This window comes from Jiulongibacter sp. NS-SX5, from assembly GCF_052828545.1.
The window spans coordinates 2,408,405-2,425,785 of sequence record NZ_CM128248.1 but is presented as its reverse complement, the minus strand read 5'-3'; the positions used below and the strand labels follow the sequence as shown (position 1 = coordinate 2,425,785).

The following is a 17,381-nucleotide window of genomic DNA, read 5'->3' as shown; positions in this document are numbered from 1 at the left end:
TTTATCTTTGATAACCAACCTATTACGATATATGAAAAAGATACTCCTATTACTTTTTACCACTACTTCGCTTTTTGCTCAGAAACCTAAGAATGTAATCATCTTTTTTGCTGATGATTTGAGAGCCTCCGCTTTGGGCTGCTATGGCAACAACTATGTCAAAACTCCTACCATAGATAGCCTGGCCGCTAGCGGAATGCGGTTTACCAATACTTATATTCAGGGAAGCCATCACGGAGCTTTATGTGCTCCCAGCAGAGCTATGCTGCTAACTGGAAAAACCTATCATAAAATTAAGGACAAGATGGCTGGTCACGAGACCATAGCCAAAAGACTGAAAGATAGAGGCTATGAAACCTATATGACCGGTAAGTGGCATAATGAAATGGAAGTGGTGGCCGAGGGTTTTTCAAAGGCCAGAAATGTGATGTTTGGCGGTATGTCTGACCATCATAAAGTGTACTGCCGCGACCTCAAAGAAGACGGTACCTTTACCGATGTCACCTATAAAGGTTTCTCTACCGATATTTTTGGTGAGACCATGATGGAGTTTATAGACGAGCACCCGAAGGATAAGCCTTTCTTCATGTATTTGCCGTTTACAGCACCTCATGATCCTCGCTCTCCTTTGCCGAAATATGAGGCCATGTATAATCCGGAGGGAATGCCTTTACCAGCCAACTTCATGCCGTCTCATCCGTTTAGTTTTGGACATAAAATGGAGGTTAGGGATGAGAACCTGGCACCCTACCCGAGAACACCTGATGTAATACGAGCTCAATGGGCTGAATATGCCGGACTCATTACGCATATGGATGAAACCATTGGAAAGGTGATCCAAAAGTTGAAAAGCACAGGTCTGGCAGAGAATACGCTCATTGTGTTTCTTTCTGATAATGGACTGGCCATGGGAAGTCATGGACTCATAGGGAAACAAAGTGCCTATGAACACTGTATGAATGTACCCATGATTTTTAGCGGGCCTTCTGTGCCGCAGGGAGAAGTCTCTGATGCCAAACTGTACACTTTAGATGTATTACCGACCATTGCCGAAATGCTAGGAATAGAAGCACCCTCTGACATCGATGGATACTCCATCACGGAGAGTTTTGTGAATCCTGAAAAAGAATACCGGAAAAGTATTTTCACTAGTTATATGAATCATCATAGAGCCATCAGGGTAGGGGATATGAAGATGATCCGGTACCCCTACATTGATAAGACGGTGCTGTATGATCTAAAGAATGATCCTCACGAATTAAACGACCTTTCGGGTGATCCGGCATACACAGGCGAGCTGAAGGCACTGTGGGCAGAACTGGAAAACCAGCAAAAGATTTATGGTGATAAAGCCCCGCTAACGGTGAGGGATATTCAGCCGCTGGAGTGGGATTTCCGAGAAATCAATAGAAAGCCGGATCAGTGGCAGCCGCAGTCAGTCATTGAAAAATACTTTAAGGATTAGATTATTGAGGGATATACCAGAGGTTCTTACTTTGGTTTATCCCTCCATTTAATTCTTCCTGTACTACTCTATCAATAACATAAAGTCCTTTTTGAGCCATATTCTCAAAGTTGTCAATACCGTCATTGGGGAATCCTACGCGAGTTCTGTGAATATTAAACTGTTCACCTAAAGATCTGCCGAAAGCTTCTTCAACACCTGCTTTGCCTAACATAAAGCCAAGCATTCCTCCCCAGGTGGCTGTTGGATTATCTGAATCCCAACCACAGAGTGTTCCGATTTTTATGGTTTCTTTAAGGTCTCCTTCACCGTAAAAAAGACTGATTAATCCTGCTCCAAAGTTGATTCCAGCAGCAAAACAGCCATTGCAAACCTTGTCCTGAGTTGACCATAAATAGCCGTCTTCTTGCCGTACCTGATATTTTTCATGAAGAGCGTCTCTGGTTTCTTCCCAGGTAAAACCCTCGGCATGTTTTTCTTTCACAAATCTGTACATGGACGCGGAGTAAGAGCTGTCTGGTAAAACATGACTTGCTTCTTCGGCCATCTCGAAAATGCTTGTTTTCAAATTCTCTTTACCGTCATGGATGGCCGCTAACGAATACATGGTCACATAAAACTGTGAAATCCATTCGGCATTTTCACACGCTGTGGTATTGATGGGCAGCTGAGCCATTTTACGAGCTGTTTTGGGGCGACCGGGAGCAAATAGTCCAAAGATTTCTGTAGTGAGCTGAGCATCTATCATTTCGTAGTTTACGTTATTCTCAGGTGCGGAGGTCGCCGGCGGTATTACCCCGTCCATCATCAGATGCAGTGCAGTTTCATTGGATACCCAGAGGTAGTTTTCTTCTTCATGTTTAATGTGTTTTAGCCAGCCCTCTCTGATCTGCTCACCTGTAAGCACGGAGGTCTCATTTGCTAAAAGAAGCTCCTGATAGATGTATTCGATGTCGGTATCGTCATCAGCTCCCCACAGTTCGTCTTCGAAATAAAAGTCGATGGTGTCACTTAGGTTATTTGAGCCCCAAAGGTTCGGTTCATCCGGGCCTCCCCAGTTTTCTCTGGTATAAAAACCAGCACCTTTGCCGTCTAGTCCGTTGCCGCCGATTTTATCCATTTCTGTGATGAGTCCTGTCCAGTTGGCGATACATTGGCCAAGCCAAAAGCCTTCCAGTTTTTCTTTGTATGAAGATCTGTAGATGACAAGTTCTGTTCCATCCGGTTCATAGTCATTGATGGTCAATGAAGGATTAAAATCTCCAGTAGTTGGAGTTTTACAGGCGGATAGCAGAAGAAGAAATAGTAGAGTTTTTTTCATGGTAAGAGGGTTGAATCATAAGACTTCTATCTCAGAAAGATACGGAATAGAAGCCTGAGCACCAGCTCTGGTGACAGAAATAGCAGCGGCTTTACCAGCGATTTGAATGCTTTCTTCTAGTGATAAATTTTGGCTCAACATAGCCGCCAAATACCCATTAAAAACATCTCCTGCCGCTGTCGTGTCTGTGGGGTCTACTTTTTGAGCAGGGAAGTGTTTGGTGCTATTTGCCGTGCAAAGCAATGCCCCTTCAGCACCCATAGTGATCAAGACATTTTGTGGACCAGATTTGAGCAGGGTTTTCGCCGCTTTTGCCGCGGTATGCAAATCTGTTATTTTTTGACCTGTCAATACAAAGGCTTCATGCTCGTTCGGTGTGATTAGCCAGATTTTTTCTAAGACGCTGCCGGGTAAAGCAATTCCGGGAGCTGGATTCAAAATGAGCTTTGTTTCACTCCCTTCCAGCATTTTACATAAATGTAGAATCGAGGGTATGGGTGTTTCCGGTTGTATAAGCACATAATCGGCCTTCATGATTTCCTTTGAGAAGTTTTGCAAATCCGTTTGGCTCAAAGAGGCATTGGCACCGGAGGCTACCGCAATGGCGTTTTCTCCATTCTCATCTACCCATATCTGGGCCTGGCCTGTCGGTTTTTTTAGGTCTCTTAAAATGTACTTTTCGGGGAGTCCTGCTTTACTCAAATAGGCTGCATAGTCATTGCCAAAGGTATCCTGACCCAATTTTGTGATAAAGCCTACTTCAGCTCCTGCTTTATGAGCAGCCACCGCCTGATTGGCACCTTTCCCACCAAAAAACTGCTCAGATTCACCTCCTAAAATGGTTTCGCCAGGCGAAGGAATTCTAGGAAGCCGAATTACCAAATCGATATTGCTGCTGCCAATGACCACTAGTTTCATAGGTGTGAGAAGGTATTTTGAATAAATTTAGAAGAAGGTGTAAGTTTTTGACCATTGCCACGACTAAGTCAATAAACAAAGCTAATCGATTTCTATGGAAGAGTCTTTTCTTCAGATGATTGATCAACATCAGGGCATTTTGGTAAAGGTAAGTCGCCTTTACGAAGACCAGCCCGAGGATAGACGTGACCTTTTTCAGGAAATCGTTTTACAGCTTTGGAGGTCTTACCCCAAGTTCAGGGCCGAGGCTAAAGAGAGCACCTGGGTTTACCGAATAGCACTGAATACGGCCATCACCATTTTCAGGAAAAAGACGAAGCGAAACCAGGTACTTACTGAGGTTGATTTGCCTGATTTTGTCATTGAAGAAAATGGACAACTTGAGCAACTCATGTGGGCTATTCAGCGGCTCAATAAGCTAGATAAGGCTCTGATTCTATTGTATCTGGAAGACAAAAGCTATAAGGAAATGGCTGAGATTTCGGGCTATAGTGAGTCTAATGTAGGGGTAAAGCTGAACCGTATCAAAAAGAAATTGTCTAACATCTTAAAATTAGAAGAATGAATTTAGAAGAATTAAAAAATCAATGGGCTGCACAGCAAGTGCAAAGCAAAAACCTGCACGTAAAGTCGATAGCCTATCATCTTAAAAATAAGACGGATAATAAAATGGATAAGTTGATCCAATCCAATCGCTTTATACTCTTCGTCTTCGGTCTGGAAATACTATTGTTGGTGGCAGTTCTCATGGGTAATCCGTTTGATTTTCACTTGGTCTGGCAGTATGCTCCATTTATCCAATTGCTTGGTTTTATTTTGGTTGGCTTTGTGCGTACGGGGCTTAGCATCAAAAGGATTAGAAGTCTAACGAGTCATGAAGCTGTGGGTGAGTACCTCAAAAAAGCCATTCATGAATTAAAAGCAACCCAAAAAGCTAATCAGTGGTTTAGATTGAGTTTTCTGGCTGCGGGTATTGGTACTCTTTTCAGTTTTATTCCACACCTTACGGAGTCCAGATCATTTACATCTGCCTTACCGTTTATCGTAGGAATGGTGGCTTTAAGTTGGGGGCTGTATTGGCTGTTTGAAAAATCGGGTTGGATAAAGGACTCCACTACTAAAAAGTTAGAAAGTGATTATGCTGAATGGCTTAGTTTAGAGCAGGAGCTCTAAAAGAAGAAGGGGCTGTCACTTTTCAGTGACAACCCCATATCTAAACCACCCTAATCTGTATTCTTTATAAATTTAGCAGCCCGTCTAGCTGAACGGTAAGAGAAAGGCTTGTTTGAGCACCGGCATTTACACCCACATTACTCAAGTCTATATCACTACTGATTTCTAAAAGTGTGTTAAGTCCAAGGCCTGCCTCACTGTTTTCTTCAGGCTTATCGCAGTGAATCTCATAGTTACCTTCTGGTAAGAAAGCCAAGGTAAAGTTACCTGAGCCATCAACCATTGCAGACGTTACAGCATTTTCATATTTCACATCTCCTTTCACTTCAGTATCGGCGTCAAACTGACCTTTCTTGTACACATAAACTACTGCACCTGCTGCTGCATTACCATAATTTTGGATTGAACCTTTGATGGTACCAGTAATGGCTTTGTTTTCAGCTCTTACAGCAGTTTCAAGCTTGCTTTTGCTAACAAAAGACATGTTGCCACTGTTTGATTTTATAGCCTTTCTCAGGTCAAAGTCTACGATGATATCTGTCTGAGCATTCTCCTGAACAGTGAAATTGCTTGGTTTAAGACTGATGGTGGTCTCACCGTTACCGCTTAACTCCAATTTCTCTTTGGTACCGTCAGTTTTTTGCACATAACACCCGGGACCTGTACCGGCATCGTCTGTTTCAGCGTCAATCACCAGGTCAAGCGTAGTGTAAGAACCTGCTGCTACATCCATTTGTCCTAATTCCAGGCTGTTACCGTTTTGCAAAGCCAATACGTTGATCGTTTTTGGCCCCTGAAAGCCACTGTATGTTTCGCCGTCAATCTTGATTTCGGTTACGGTTACAAAAGCCCCGGAAACATCAGCGTTATCAATAGGAGCATCTGTAATGCTTACGCTCATTGAGCCTTTCGGAGAGTCAGGGTCATTGATATCACCTTTGGGTTCCATCATCCCTTCACATGAGGTACCAATTACTGCTAATGATGCTAGTAATAGTGACCATACTTTTAATTGCTTCTTCATCTTAAATTTTAGTGTTTTTGTAAATGAAATAGTTTTTTGAATCTGAAATGGTGCATAAACAAACTGTTCCATATGATTTTGGAATAGTTTGGCTTGAAAAACGGAGAAAAAGCTTCCTCAAAATTCCCCATTGCGTAGCAAAGGAAGAATAGTGCCTCAGTGAATTGACCAAATAGAATAACTTATTGCACTCAGACGTGCAAAGGGTACTACTTCAGCTAACATTTTGTAGATTAACTACTTATAGAAAAAGCTAAAAAATGACATTTACCCGAAGAGATTTTGTAAAAGGTGTGGTGGCTGCAGGCGTATTATCAAAGCAGTCTATTGCTTCAGCAAAAACAGTAGAATTAGGTGAAACCTGGGAGCAGATCAGAACTCAGTTTCCATTGCAAAGCACAAGAGCGTATCTTAATAATGGTACTTTTGGGCCTTCGCCCAATATCGTTCTTCAAACCATTCAGGATGCTCTTCTCCAAACCAATACTACGGGTGAATATGGCCATACCACAGAGGCAAGAGAAACCCTGGCTCATTTTGTAGGTGCCAAACCTGAAGAAATTTCTTTGACTCATAATACCACCGAGGGTATCAATATCGTCTGTTGGGGTTTACCGCTAAAGGCAGGAGATGAGGTGATCATTAGTTTACATGAACATGTAGGTAATGCCCTTCCATGGTTAAACAGAGCCAAGCTACATGGAATTGTCTTAAAGCCTGTAGAGCCGGGTTATACAGCGGATGAGACTTTGGCAAATATTGAGAAGGCCATAACTCCAAAATCAAGAGTACTGGCGTTGCCTCATATTACCTGTACTACAGGGCAGGTTTTCCCACTTGAAGGGATAGTGGCTTTAGCAAAAAAATACGATTTAATTACGGCCATTGATGGAGCTCATGGGCCGGGTACATTGGCTCTTGATCTCCCAAAAATAGGTGTCGATTTTTATTGTAGTAGCTGTCATAAATGGATGTTGGGTCCAAACGGTACAGGCTTCTTGTATATGAAAGAAGAGCTGATCGATTATCTGCAGGCTTATCATGTAGGGGCCTATTCTGATGCCGGCTGGGATCTATTCTCCAACCCACCACAGTTAGAAGGGTATAATCCTACAGCTCATAGGTATGACTACGCCTCACAGAGTACCCCGCTTTATATGGGAGCTGCCGCTGCCGCCGATTTCCATGAGGCGATAGGTAAGGATAAAATTGAAAGTAGAATTCGAGAGCTGAATCAATACTTATTTGAAGGATTAACCGAGCTTAAAAAGTTTGAAATTCTCACCCCAAAGGAAAGCAGCTCGCGAGCCGGTGTGTTGAGTTTTAAGTCAAATACAGTTGGCTACAGTGACATAGGAAAACTGCTCTCCCAGCACAAATTCAGAGTACGTTTGGTGCCAGAGAGTGGACTGGATGCTGTACGCATCTCAACTCACATTTATAATACCAAAGAAGAACTGGACGGGCTTCTGAAGGTATTGGCTACTGTTTAAAAAGAATAGCTAAGTGTGGTCCTCAAACTAAAGGGAGTGCCGGGTGTGAAGTGTATTTCTTCTACTGCGTTTACCTCGTTTAGTAATCTCGATTCCGTGGCAAATTGGGTTTCGTTCCAGGCTGTATTGAAAAGGTTTTGAACCTGTACGCCCAGATTAATTTTGCCAAAAGAATAGTTAAGGTTGGCATCGGTTACCCAATATCCCTCAGCAGTAATGCTGTAGTCTTCATTGGCAGGGCGGTCTGCCAGAATACGCGTCTTTAAAGAGCCTGAAACTCCTTTTGCATTTAAGAAACTCAAGCCGGCCGTCCAGGTAAAGTTAGGAGCTAAAGGTATATGATTTTGGCCTGCAGGATCCTCTATACTTTTGGCATGAGAATAAGTAAAATCAGTATCAAAAAAGAGATTTTTGGCTAACTCAGCCCTCATGCTCAGGTCTGCTCCCATTCTTCTGGTTTTGCCAGATGGCTCTACTATACCTTCATCACCAACATAGACGAATTCCTGCTGTAAATAGAGGTACCATACCGTAGGGCTTGCCAGAATTTTCTCTGAAATCTTAAAGATGCTACCGGCATCTACTCCAAATGATCTGGGGATGGTGGTAAGGTTGAGATTTTGGACAGCAGCCCGGCTGTCATTGGAGTGGTAGCCAAATCCAGACTTCAGGAATATTTGCTGGTTATTCTTAGTTTGATAAACAGCACTTAATTTAGGACTGACTAGAAAGGCCTGATCTCTTTGTGTGGTAATGGTTGTTTCAAGCCTATTCAGATAACTAAAGAAAAATTGATCGAAACGGAGTCCAGGAATAAGTGTGAATCCATTAGACTTTAACTCGGCATTTACATTGGCGAAGGCATTTGTTTCATTGATATCTCCGTAATAAATACTGCTGAGCAGTGTATTCTTATTCTGTGTTCGAGAGAGTTCATTATCCCTGATTAAGTCTGAACGTAAACCTGCTTTGAGATTGAAATTGACCTTTTGTGTTTCTTTAGTGAAGCCTGTTTCCGCACCAAATAAGTTGCGGTATTCTTTCTGTTTGATTTGGTCGCCCGCTTCTGGATTTATCGCAAAAAAGGTGAAGTTAGAGAACAGCTCAAAGTCGTAATAAGTGTAATAAGCTTTGGAATACCATGAGCGTCCTTTGCCTAAAGATTTATCATAAGAAAGGGTGGCATTGGCTCTGGAAGTATTTCCCCCTTCGGTATCGTCAATAGCACCGAATCTAGAAATAAGCCCACTACTCACTGCTCGGTTAGGAATTTGTCCAGAGGCATCCCAATCACTCTTGAAATAGGAACCGCTAAAACTCAGCTTGTCATTCTGGCCGGGTCTACTCGTGATTTTGGTCATCACATTAAACCTTCCGAGATTTTGAGGAGACACAAACGGGCCATCTGAATATAAATACTCGCTGGCGAGATAAGCCTCTGTTTCACTCTTTTGCTTAGGATTAAGGTCTATCATACCGAGAATTCTTCGGTGGTTAAACTGACCATATTCGGCTTTGATGATACTTTGGTCGATCGACTCTTTTGTTTGAAAAGAGACACTTCCGGCAGTGGCAAAATTCCCCTGATCGGCATTATAACTACCCTTTGAAAACTCTACTCCTTCCACTGTTTCAGGTATCACGAAATGAAGATCTGAATAGCCCTGCCCGTGGGCATGAGATACCATATTGACAGGTAAGCCATCGATAGAAATGAAAAGGTCAGTGCCATGGTCTATATCAAATCCTCTAAGAAATATTTGCTCTGCTTTCCCACCACCGGCGTGCTGACCAATAAAAAGCCCTGGTACCAGTCTCAATAAATCTTGTGAAGAGTTCACCGGATTGGTTTTGATGTTCACATCAGCAAAAATGGACTGGGCATCGGTAGAACGTCTGATGTTCACACCAGCCAGAGATATTGCCTCTTCAGTAAGCTTAATGATTTGCTGTGCCTCTTTGACCGTAATTATTTCGGGTTTGTAGCCGATCAGACTGATTTTCAATTGATCGCCTTTAGAAGTCTGAGAAATCTGAAAGCTTCCATTAAAGTCTGCAGTAGTGTAGGTGCCTGTATGTAGGTTTTGAATGAAAGCTGACGGTATTGGGCTTCCGTTTTGCTGAGTTACCTGGCCGCTAAAATTTTGGGCTATAGTTCCGGTGACGATTAACGTAAAGAAAATCGAGAAAAGAAGTTTCATAGTTTGTCTTGATGCTTTTGCTGTACCCAGCAAAAGAGATGAATAGCTTTGCGGCAAAAATCGAGAATATTTGTCTAGCATCAAATCTTCAGTTCTCAATCTTAAATTGTGTAGATGTACAGACAGACTATAAACACCAAAAGCCCCTCAAGAGGAGCTTATGCGGTGTTTGGATTTTGAAAATCCGGCTACAAAAAACTATACATTGCCTATAACGTAAAGTTCTTCAAGAGTAGGGCTCGGTACGCCGCCTTCCTTTTCTAAGGTAATGGCAAAAGCACTTGGCTTTCCACTCACAGACTTCATAGAGAGGAGTTTGTCCTCAAAATCGTTATCGAGCATACCCATATCTTCCGGTCCGTTTTCACCGATAATCCAGAGTTGGTATTGTTTACCTTCTTCGGCTTTCGGTAGGTTATTGACCGCTAGTTCTACAGAGTTGTCTTCCTGATTCCAGAAAACAGTAACTGCAGCATCTGGCTTTTTCTCCGTTCCGGAAAGTTTCACTACTTTATTGGCAGGGTTCTGGAAACTGGCCAAAAGTTCTCCGGTTTTGCTTCCACTCGCCTCCAGCGTTTCTATTCTGCTGATTAGGTCAGCTTCTGTACTTTCCAGGTTTTTATTCTGGTTATACAGCCAGCCAGATAAGGCAACTAATACTACAGAAGCAGCCAGGGAGATTTTACTCCACATTGGAAGCACCTTGGCTTCGTCTATCTGCTCGGTTTCCTCTGTAAATACACTCTCGTTTTCACCCAGCTCATCATTTTCATCGGCAAAGGTCATTTGCCCAAATATTTGCTCTTTGAGGTCAGCTGGTGGCTGCTTCTCATAGATTTTGGCATATTTTCCTAGTGATAGCTGTAACACGTCAATTTCTTCTTTTATCTCGGGGTATGTCTTTGCCAGACATTCTACTCCCTGTCTTTCGGTCTCTGAAAGGGTTCCTAAAACATATTCTTCCAGCAGACCTGATGTTTCTATATACTCCTGGATGTTCATGCTGCGTAATAAAGTTTAAGGTCCTTTAATGCTGTTCTTATTCTCGACTTCGCTGTGCCTAATGGTATATTGAGCTTTTCAGCGGCTTCCTGCTGCGTGTAACCTTGAAGATACACCAAATCCAGCAGGACTTTTCTCTCGGGGCGTAAGGTTTCTACAATTCCCCGAAGGTCAATCGTACTAATGTTCATTTCATCTTGATTTTTAGAATCCACTACACCTACCTGATCATCTATATCTACCATGTGCTTGTTGCGTTCTTTTCGGTAGAGGTCAATGGAGGCATTGCGTGCAATGTTCATCATCCAGGTGAAAAGGCGGGCTTTCCCCGGCTCATAATCACCTATTTTTGTCCATATCTTCAGAAAAACATCCTGCATTACATCGGCGGCTTTTTCTTCATCTTTAATGACCCTTGAGATGACTCCAAAAAGAGCCCCCGAGTAGTTATCGTAGAGGTAGTCAAAGGCCGAACGTTGATTCTTTTTCAACGCCAGTACCAGTAGTCCTTCATCTGAATATCTGTTTGTTTTTGTAGCCAAAATCTATTCAGTTTAGAGTTATAAATCTATTTTCAAATCCTTTGTTTTTCCTTTTTGGGTACTCTTTTTTTTTACTGTGTGCTTCAGGCTTTTTCGTTTTGTGTTTCCTGAAAAGTTCTCTTCAGTTACGTTTCAGCCCTTTCTTTTGGATCAATCAATTGAAAATATTTCGGCTACAGGGTCTAAAGTATCTAATAATAAGGTATTTGAAAAAGAAAACTCCCGTCCCTAATTAGGAGACGAGAGTCAAATGCTGAAGTAATATTTTAGCTAAAGTTTAGGTGAAATATTGCTCATTCAGAAGCTTATTTATGAATGCTATTTTCTTTTGAACACTTTCAAGGTAGGTGCTAACATTTCCAGTGATATCCGCAAGATCACCATAGATCAGTTCATTTTTGAGATTCTCACCTGCCATCCTTACAGAATTACTTTCACCTTTTTTCTCAAAAGGAAGAGAGTTTAGATACATACATACCTCTTTCATGCTAAAAGCCAGAGAACGTGGGAAATTTTCATTGAAAACGAGAAACTCTAAGGCACGATCAATATTGATGGGTTTACGATAGTATTTTCTGTTCATATCAAAGGCCTCTAAGCCTTTTAGCATTGTAATGCATTCATACTGCACATAAATATCCCAGTTTTCAACTTCCCGCTGCATATCTGTATACTTAATACTGATAACACGGCTCACCTGGAAAGATCGCTCTATTAATAGTCCAAGTTTTAGGATAGACCAAACTTCATTTTTTACAAGAGTACTATCAGCCTGATACTTACAAACGGCCACCTGCTGCTTAACATTGACCATAAACTCGTGCATATTAGATTCACGGTAAGTTTCGAGGTCAAAAGTTTCTACATAGTGATAAAGCTTATTGACGGACTCCCATAGCTCTGTGCTCAATAAGTCTCTGGCTCCACGGCAGTTTTCTCTTGCTAAATGAATACAGGATTTAATTGAGGATGGATTTGAAGTATTAAAAGCGATATCTTCAAGCACATCTGCCTCTATTAAAGATTCGCTGGTACTTTTGGAGCCGGCCATGGCATTAAGCGACTGCAGCATCATGTCATGGTCTGCTTCTTTTGGCCCATCAAGGCTGGCAAAGAAATTTACAGGTACAAACCGGGCAATATGTTCTATTCTTTCAAGATTTCTGCCGGCCCAATATAGGTTATTCGCAATTCTGGAGAGCATAGGTTTATTCTATTACCCAGGTGTCTTTAGATCCGCCACCTTGAGATGAGTTAACAATAAGGTTTCCTTTTCTGAGTGCTACACGGGTTAGGCCTCCGGCCAATACCTTCTCATAGCCGTTTCCTCCTTTAAGGCAGAAGGTTCTGAGATCTACGTGTCTGGGCTCTACAGTATTGGTATCTTCAATATATGTAGGCTGCATAGATAGACTCATGATGGGCTGAGCTATATACTTACGTCTGGCTTTCTTGAGCGTATCTGCTAAAGTGTCAAGCTCTTCTTCTGTGAGCTGATTTCCTATTGATATACCATATCCGCCAGATTCATCTACTGGTTTAACTACTAGGTTATTCAGGTTTTCCAGTACATATTTGAAGTCATCATCTTCTTCACATTTATACGTTGGCACATTATTCAGGCCTATCTCCACATCTGATCCAAAGAAGAATTTAATAATTTCAGGCATGAAAGTGTAGACAGCTTTATCATCTGCTACGCCGGTTCCAGGAGCATTTACAAGGGTTACATTTCCACTTAAATAAGCTCTGAAAAGCCCCGGAACGCCGAGCATTGAGTCTTCTCTAAAAGCCTCAGGGTCTAGAAATGCATCATCAATTCTTCTGTAAATCACGTCTACTTTTTCTATACCATTTATGGTTTTCATGTATACGCAGTCGTTTTTGACGCTAAGGTCTCTTCCTTCTACCAGCCGTATTCCCATACTTTGGGCTAGCCAGGTATGCTCGTAATATGCAGAATTATAGATGCCAGGCGTAAGAACTACACACTTAGGGTCCGCTTCTAAAGGATCAGGAGCTACTGACTGTAGCATATCCAGTAGGTCTGAGGAGTAGTTATCTACTCTGGCAGTTTTATAACTGGCAAAAAGCCCGGGGAAGGTTTTCTTCAGCGTTCTCCTGTTAGAGATCACATAACTTACACCAGAGGGGCTTCTGATATTGTCTTCAAGTACATAAAACTCACCATCATTATGTCTGATAATATCTGTACCGCTTATGTGATTATACACACCACCTGGAGGTGTAAAGCCTTTCATTTTGTCAAGGTAGTGAACAGAGCTAGTGATCATTTTTTCGGGTACTATTCCCGCTTTGATAGTCTCCTGATCGTGGTATAAATCATGAAGAAAAAGATTGATTGCCTCATTGCGTTGCAAAACGCCTTTTTCTAGCTTATCCCATTTGCTTCTGGTAATAAGCCTGGGGATAATGTCAAAAGGGAAGATCCTCTCGGTAGCCTTCATGGTGTCAGAATATACTGCAAAGGTTACCCCTTCATTATTTAAAATGAGCTTCACATCATCAATCAATCCCCTGAATTTTTCAGGAGTGTATTTGACAAAATGTTCAAGAATGGCGTGGTAGTGTGGTCTGATCTTCCCTTCGGAATTAAAAACCTCATCGTAGGCCTTTTTATCGGGTATGTAAGGTGTGATCATAAATTAATTGTTGGTACTCAAATATTTTGCAAATTACTTAATATATGCATAACAAATATTGCATATTTATGATAAACTAATACACTATTTTATGAAAACTCAAAAACGAGGTAACAAATATCGTTTAAGAGTGGGATATTACGGTAATTGTACAATGAAATGATTTTTGAATACAGTTTTGTAATCGAAAATCGTACATTTCAAATGTATTTATAAAGACCAGAGTAGAACAAACAAGTAACATTAAGGATTAAAAAAGTATGTCAATTCGTGTAGCCATTCGTCATAAAATGCATTATGACTATGATCGTCTGATAAACGTATCACCTCAGGTCATCAGATTAAAACCGGCGGTACATTCCAGAACACCAATTCATGCTTACTCTTTAAAAATTTCTCCGGAGCAGCACTTTATCAATTGGCAGCAAGATCCTTTTGGGAATTTTCAGGCTCGCGTAGTGTTTCCCGAGAAAATAAAGCACCTACATGTAGACGTGGAGGTTATTGCTGATCTGAAAGTGATTAATCCGTTTGACTTTTTTGTGGACGAATACGCCGAAAAGTATCCTTTTGCCTATGAAGATGGACTAAAAAAGGAACTTCAGCCTTATTTTGAAGTGACAGAAAGAGGAGATTTACTCAAAGAATTTCTGGAAACAGCTGTGCCCAAAGAAGAAACTCAGATTGTGGACTTTCTAGTCCTTATCAATAGAGCACTTTACGAGAAGGTCAATTATACGATTAGAATGGAGCCAGGTGTCCAAACCTGTGAAGAGACACTCGGAAAAGCCTTGGGATCGTGTAGAGATAGCTCATGGGTATTGGTTCAGGCCTTTAGACATTTAGGACTGGCTGCCCGTTTTGTCTCTGGTTATTTGGTGCAGCTTACGGCTGATGAGAAATCACTTGATGGCCCCTCTGGGCCCGAGGAAGACTTTACAGACTTGCATGCATGGTGTGAAGTATTTGTACCTGGTGCAGGCTGGATAGGTCTTGATCCTACTTCAGGGCTTTTTGCCGGAGAAGGGCATATACCCTTATCATGTACACCTTCACCCGGCAGTGCTGCTCCCATTACAGGTCTTTTAGATTATTGTGAAACAACTTTCAACTTTAAAAATGAGGTCTTCAGAGTTCATGAAGAACCTAGGGTGACAAAACCCTACACGGAAGATGAATGGAAGAATATCCTCAAGGTAGGTGAGGTAGTAGAGCGTGATTTGGTGGAGAATGATGTCAGGCTTACCATGGGTGGTGAGCCTACTTTTGTGTCTATTGATGATATGGAGGCGGCAGAGTGGAATATTGCTGCAGATGGGCCACATAAGAGAAAACTTGCTCAAGATCTCACTTTTAGAATCAGAGAGAGTTTTGCTCCGAACGGAATGCTCCACTGGGGGCAGGGAAAATTATACCCGGGCGAGGCACTGCCTCGCTGGCAATATGGCTGCTTCTGGAGAAAGGATGGAAAGACCATTTGGGAAAACACAGACTTGATAGCCTCTCCGGGTCAAAAAGGAGAAAGAGCCATTACTGATGCTCAGCAATTCCTTGAAAAGGTAGCCGAACATCTGAGAATCGATAAATCTGCGGTTATTCCAGCTTATGAGGATAGCGTTTACTTTGCCTGGGAAGAAAATAAACTGCCCGCAGATAGAGATCCACTCAAAAAGAACCTCAAAGATCCGCTGGAGAGAAGAACTTTGACAGATCTTTTGAAAGAGGGTTTGGGTAGTCCTAAAGGCTTTGTACTTCCTGTTCGTTTTTACAGGAAGGAAGATCGTTGGCAGAGTTGTGTCTGGCCTTTTAAAAGAGAGCATCTTCTTCTGATCCCGGGTAATTCCTCATTAGGTTTCAGGCTGCCGCTGAATTCTCTTCCAGAGAAAATTATGTTGGATGAGTTCTATCCACGTGATCCTTTTGCTCCGCTGCCAGAGCTGGCAGATTTTGAAAAAACATTGAAAGAGAGGCCTAAGGAGTTTTCAAACCCTTCGTCTGAAGTTTGTTTTAAAACAGCATTAAGCGTAGAGGTGGTCAATGGCCAGCTTCATCTCTTTTTGCCACCGCATGAACTTCAGGAGCATTACCTGGAAATGATAGCTGCCATTCATTTGACAGCCTCAGAGTTAAATATGCCTGTACTTCTGGAGGGTTATGAACCCCCTTCAGAAGGAAAATTGAATAAGTTATTTGTAACTCCTGATCCTGGTGTGATCGAAGTAAATGTTCATCCTTCTGCCAAATGGGATCAATTAGTAGATACCACTCTGAAACTCTATGAGCAAGCCAAGCAATCGCGATTAGGCACAGAGAAATTCATGATTGACGGCAGACATACTGGGACCGGAGGAGGAAACCATATTACCATTGGCGGTTTTACGCCAGCTGATAGTCCTTTGCTACGCAAACCACAGTTATTGCAAAGCATCATTACCTACTGGCAGCATCATCCGGCCTTATCTTACCTGTTTAGTGGGCCGTTTATAGGGCCTACATCTCAGGCACCCAGGGTAGATGAAGGAAGAGAAGACGTCTTGTACGAGTTAGATATTGCCTTCTCTCAGGTACCAGACTATGAGAATCCTCCGCTGTGGATTTCGGATCGATTATTCAGAAATCTTTTGATTGACGTTACCGGTAATACGCACCGAGCAGAGCTGTGTATTGATAAACTATACTCACCTTATGGCACTGCCGGCAGGCAAGGTATTCTGGAGTTCAGAGGTTTTGATATGCCGCCGCATCCGCATATGAGTTTGGCTCAGAGTCTACTGATCAGAGCCCTGGTGGCTCGATTCTGGAAAAAGCCATATACCAAAAAGCTTGTTCACTGGGGCAGCGAACTCCACGATAAGTTTATGCTGGAGCATTATGTAAGACAAGACATGAACGAGGTGGTGGCCGAACTTCAGGAGGCTGGCTATGCTTTTGAAAAGTCGTGGTTTGATGCCTTTGTGGAGTTTAGGTTCCCGGTTTTAGGCAAAACACAAATTGACGATATGACACTGGAGCTTCGGTGGGCCATTGAACCTTGGAATGTATTGGGAGAAGAAGCCACTTCTCAGGGTACAGCCAGGTATGTGGACTCCTCTGTAGAGCGTGTACAGCTCAAAGTAAATGGCTGGAATGACGACCGTTATATGATGGCCTGTAATAACGTTAGAATACCCATGAAACCAACCGGTAAGGCTGGTCAGTTTGTAGCCGGAGTACGATACAAAGCATGGGCTCCGCCATCGGCCTTACACCCAACGATAGGTGTGGATACTCCACTAACCTTTGATGTCATTGACACATGGAATAATAAATCTATCGGAGGCTTTACCTATCACGTGGCTCACCCGGGAGGAAGAAATTACGAAACACTACCAGTAAATAGCATGGAAGCTGAGGCCAGAAGACATACGCGTTTCTTCAGCGAAGGCCATACACAAGGAAATGTACAAACTGTGCAGGAATATACCCCTGTAGGAAGAATGTTTGAAGAGAAGCACTACACCCAGGCGGTTACCGAACCGGTGAAAGATATAGGTCTTGAACTGGCAAATACTTTAGATCTGAGAAAGGCTAAGAAATAAG

Annotated in this window: 13 protein-coding genes; 5 read left to right on the top strand and 8 right to left on the bottom strand. The window is 42.3% G+C overall.

Annotated elements, in window-relative coordinates; genetic code table 11:
• Nucleotides 1-31: 31 nt before the first annotated feature.
• The gene (locus tag ACUXV0_RS10735; protein ID WP_446189544.1) at nucleotides 32-1,465 is read left to right on the top strand and encodes a sulfatase-like hydrolase/transferase; all 1,434 of its coding nucleotides are present in this window, start codon (nucleotides 32-34) and stop codon (nucleotides 1,463-1,465) included.
• A 1-nt stretch (nucleotide 1,466) separates the two neighbouring features.
• Here the strand turns inward: ACUXV0_RS10735 and ACUXV0_RS10730 are convergent, their stop codons facing one another.
• The gene (locus tag ACUXV0_RS10730) at nucleotides 1,467-2,786 is read right to left on the bottom strand and encodes an ADP-ribosylglycohydrolase family protein (RefSeq protein ID WP_446189543.1); all 1,320 of its coding nucleotides are present in this window, start codon (nucleotides 2,784-2,786) and stop codon (nucleotides 1,467-1,469) included.
• 15 nt (nucleotides 2,787-2,801) lie between these two features.
• Complete coding sequence (gene rbsK, locus ACUXV0_RS10725) at nucleotides 2,802-3,704, bottom strand: ribokinase (protein WP_446189542.1); 903 nt, start codon at nucleotides 3,702-3,704, stop codon at nucleotides 2,802-2,804.
• Between the two features lie 94 nt (nucleotides 3,705-3,798).
• On the opposite strand from rbsK, the gene ACUXV0_RS10720 reads away from it, so the two are divergent.
• Together ACUXV0_RS10720 and ACUXV0_RS10715 are read left to right on the top strand one after the other, a co-directional pair.
• A complete protein-coding gene (locus ACUXV0_RS10720) occupies nucleotides 3,799-4,269 on the top strand; it encodes an RNA polymerase sigma factor (protein WP_446189541.1) in 471 nt (156 codons plus the stop codon).
• The gene (locus ACUXV0_RS10715; protein ID WP_446189540.1) at nucleotides 4,266-4,877 is read left to right on the top strand and encodes a hypothetical protein; all 612 of its coding nucleotides are present in this window, start codon (nucleotides 4,266-4,268) and stop codon (nucleotides 4,875-4,877) included. Before ACUXV0_RS10720 ends, ACUXV0_RS10715 begins: the two co-directional genes overlap by 4 nt.
• A gap of 64 nt (nucleotides 4,878-4,941) precedes the next feature.
• Here the strand turns inward: ACUXV0_RS10715 and ACUXV0_RS10710 are convergent, their stop codons facing one another.
• Nucleotides 4,942-5,901: a DUF4382 domain-containing protein gene (locus tag ACUXV0_RS10710; RefSeq protein WP_446189539.1), complete on the bottom strand. Its 960-nt coding sequence runs from the start codon at nucleotides 5,899-5,901 to the stop codon at nucleotides 4,942-4,944.
• A 260-nt stretch (nucleotides 5,902-6,161) separates the two neighbouring features.
• Here ACUXV0_RS10710 and ACUXV0_RS10705 point away from each other — a divergent pair, with 260 nt between their 5' ends.
• Nucleotides 6,162-7,394, top strand: a complete 1,233-nt coding sequence (locus tag ACUXV0_RS10705; protein ID WP_446189538.1) for an aminotransferase class V-fold PLP-dependent enzyme — start codon at nucleotides 6,162-6,164, stop codon at nucleotides 7,392-7,394.
• On the opposite strand, the gene ACUXV0_RS10700 is transcribed toward ACUXV0_RS10705, so the two are convergent.
• The 5 genes from ACUXV0_RS10700 to ACUXV0_RS10680 all read right to left on the bottom strand — a co-directional run bounded on the left by ACUXV0_RS10700 (nucleotide 7,391) and on the right by ACUXV0_RS10680 (nucleotide 13,802).
• Nucleotides 7,391-9,595 carry a TonB-dependent receptor gene (locus ACUXV0_RS10700; RefSeq protein WP_446189537.1) on the bottom strand — a complete coding sequence of 735 codons (2,205 nt, stop codon included), beginning with the start codon at nucleotides 9,593-9,595 and terminating at the stop codon, nucleotides 7,391-7,393. The genes ACUXV0_RS10705 and ACUXV0_RS10700 overlap by 4 nt on opposite strands.
• A gap of 198 nt (nucleotides 9,596-9,793) precedes the next feature.
• The gene (locus tag ACUXV0_RS10695; RefSeq protein ID WP_446189536.1) at nucleotides 9,794-10,597 is read right to left on the bottom strand and encodes an anti-sigma factor; all 804 of its coding nucleotides are present in this window, start codon (nucleotides 10,595-10,597) and stop codon (nucleotides 9,794-9,796) included.
• Nucleotides 10,594-11,139: an RNA polymerase sigma factor gene (locus ACUXV0_RS10690; RefSeq protein WP_446189535.1), complete on the bottom strand. Its 546-nt coding sequence runs from the start codon at nucleotides 11,137-11,139 to the stop codon at nucleotides 10,594-10,596. The genes ACUXV0_RS10695 and ACUXV0_RS10690 overlap by 4 nt, the downstream gene beginning before the upstream one ends.
• 277 nt (nucleotides 11,140-11,416) lie before the next feature.
• On the bottom strand, nucleotides 11,417-12,343 hold the full coding sequence (locus ACUXV0_RS10685; protein ID WP_446189534.1) for an alpha-E domain-containing protein: 927 nt from the start codon (nucleotides 12,341-12,343) through the stop codon (nucleotides 11,417-11,419).
• 4 nt (nucleotides 12,344-12,347) lie between these two features.
• Nucleotides 12,348-13,802 carry a circularly permuted type 2 ATP-grasp protein gene (locus ACUXV0_RS10680; RefSeq protein WP_446189533.1) on the bottom strand — a complete coding sequence of 485 codons (1,455 nt, stop codon included), beginning with the start codon at nucleotides 13,800-13,802 and terminating at the stop codon, nucleotides 12,348-12,350.
• A 260-nt stretch (nucleotides 13,803-14,062) separates the two neighbouring features.
• On the opposite strand from ACUXV0_RS10680, the gene ACUXV0_RS10675 reads away from it, so the two are divergent.
• Nucleotides 14,063-17,380 carry a transglutaminase family protein gene (locus tag ACUXV0_RS10675; protein WP_446189532.1) on the top strand — a complete coding sequence of 1,106 codons (3,318 nt, stop codon included), beginning with the start codon at nucleotides 14,063-14,065 and terminating at the stop codon, nucleotides 17,378-17,380.
• Nucleotide 17,381 lies beyond the last annotated feature (1 nt).

Bases quoted from the DNA above. Each gene is read 5' to 3' on its own strand.
- rbsK (WP_446189542.1), bottom strand. From the start codon at position 3,704: ATGAAACTAGTGGTCATTGGCAGCAGCAATATCGATTTGGTAATTCGG.
- ACUXV0_RS10685 (WP_446189534.1), bottom strand. From the start codon at position 12,343: ATGCTCTCCAGAATTGCGAATAACCTATATTGGGCCGGCAGAAATCTT.
- ACUXV0_RS10715 (WP_446189540.1), top strand. From the start codon at position 4,266: ATGAATTTAGAAGAATTAAAAAATCAATGGGCTGCACAGCAAGTGCAA.
- ACUXV0_RS10680 (WP_446189533.1), bottom strand. From the start codon at position 13,802: ATGATCACACCTTACATACCCGATAAAAAGGCCTACGATGAGGTTTTT.
- ACUXV0_RS10695 (WP_446189536.1), bottom strand. From the start codon at position 10,597: ATGAACATCCAGGAGTATATAGAAACATCAGGTCTGCTGGAAGAATAT.
- ACUXV0_RS10735 (WP_446189544.1), top strand. From the start codon at position 32: ATGAAAAAGATACTCCTATTACTTTTTACCACTACTTCGCTTTTTGCT.
- ACUXV0_RS10720 (WP_446189541.1), top strand. From the start codon at position 3,799: ATGGAAGAGTCTTTTCTTCAGATGATTGATCAACATCAGGGCATTTTG.
- ACUXV0_RS10730 (WP_446189543.1), bottom strand. From the start codon at position 2,786: ATGAAAAAAACTCTACTATTTCTTCTTCTGCTATCCGCCTGTAAAACT.
- ACUXV0_RS10700 (WP_446189537.1), bottom strand. From the start codon at position 9,595: ATGAAACTTCTTTTCTCGATTTTCTTTACGTTAATCGTCACCGGAACT.
- ACUXV0_RS10675 (WP_446189532.1), top strand. From the start codon at position 14,063: ATGTCAATTCGTGTAGCCATTCGTCATAAAATGCATTATGACTATGAT.
- ACUXV0_RS10705 (WP_446189538.1), top strand. From the start codon at position 6,162: ATGACATTTACCCGAAGAGATTTTGTAAAAGGTGTGGTGGCTGCAGGC.
- ACUXV0_RS10710 (WP_446189539.1), bottom strand. From the start codon at position 5,901: ATGAAGAAGCAATTAAAAGTATGGTCACTATTACTAGCATCATTAGCA.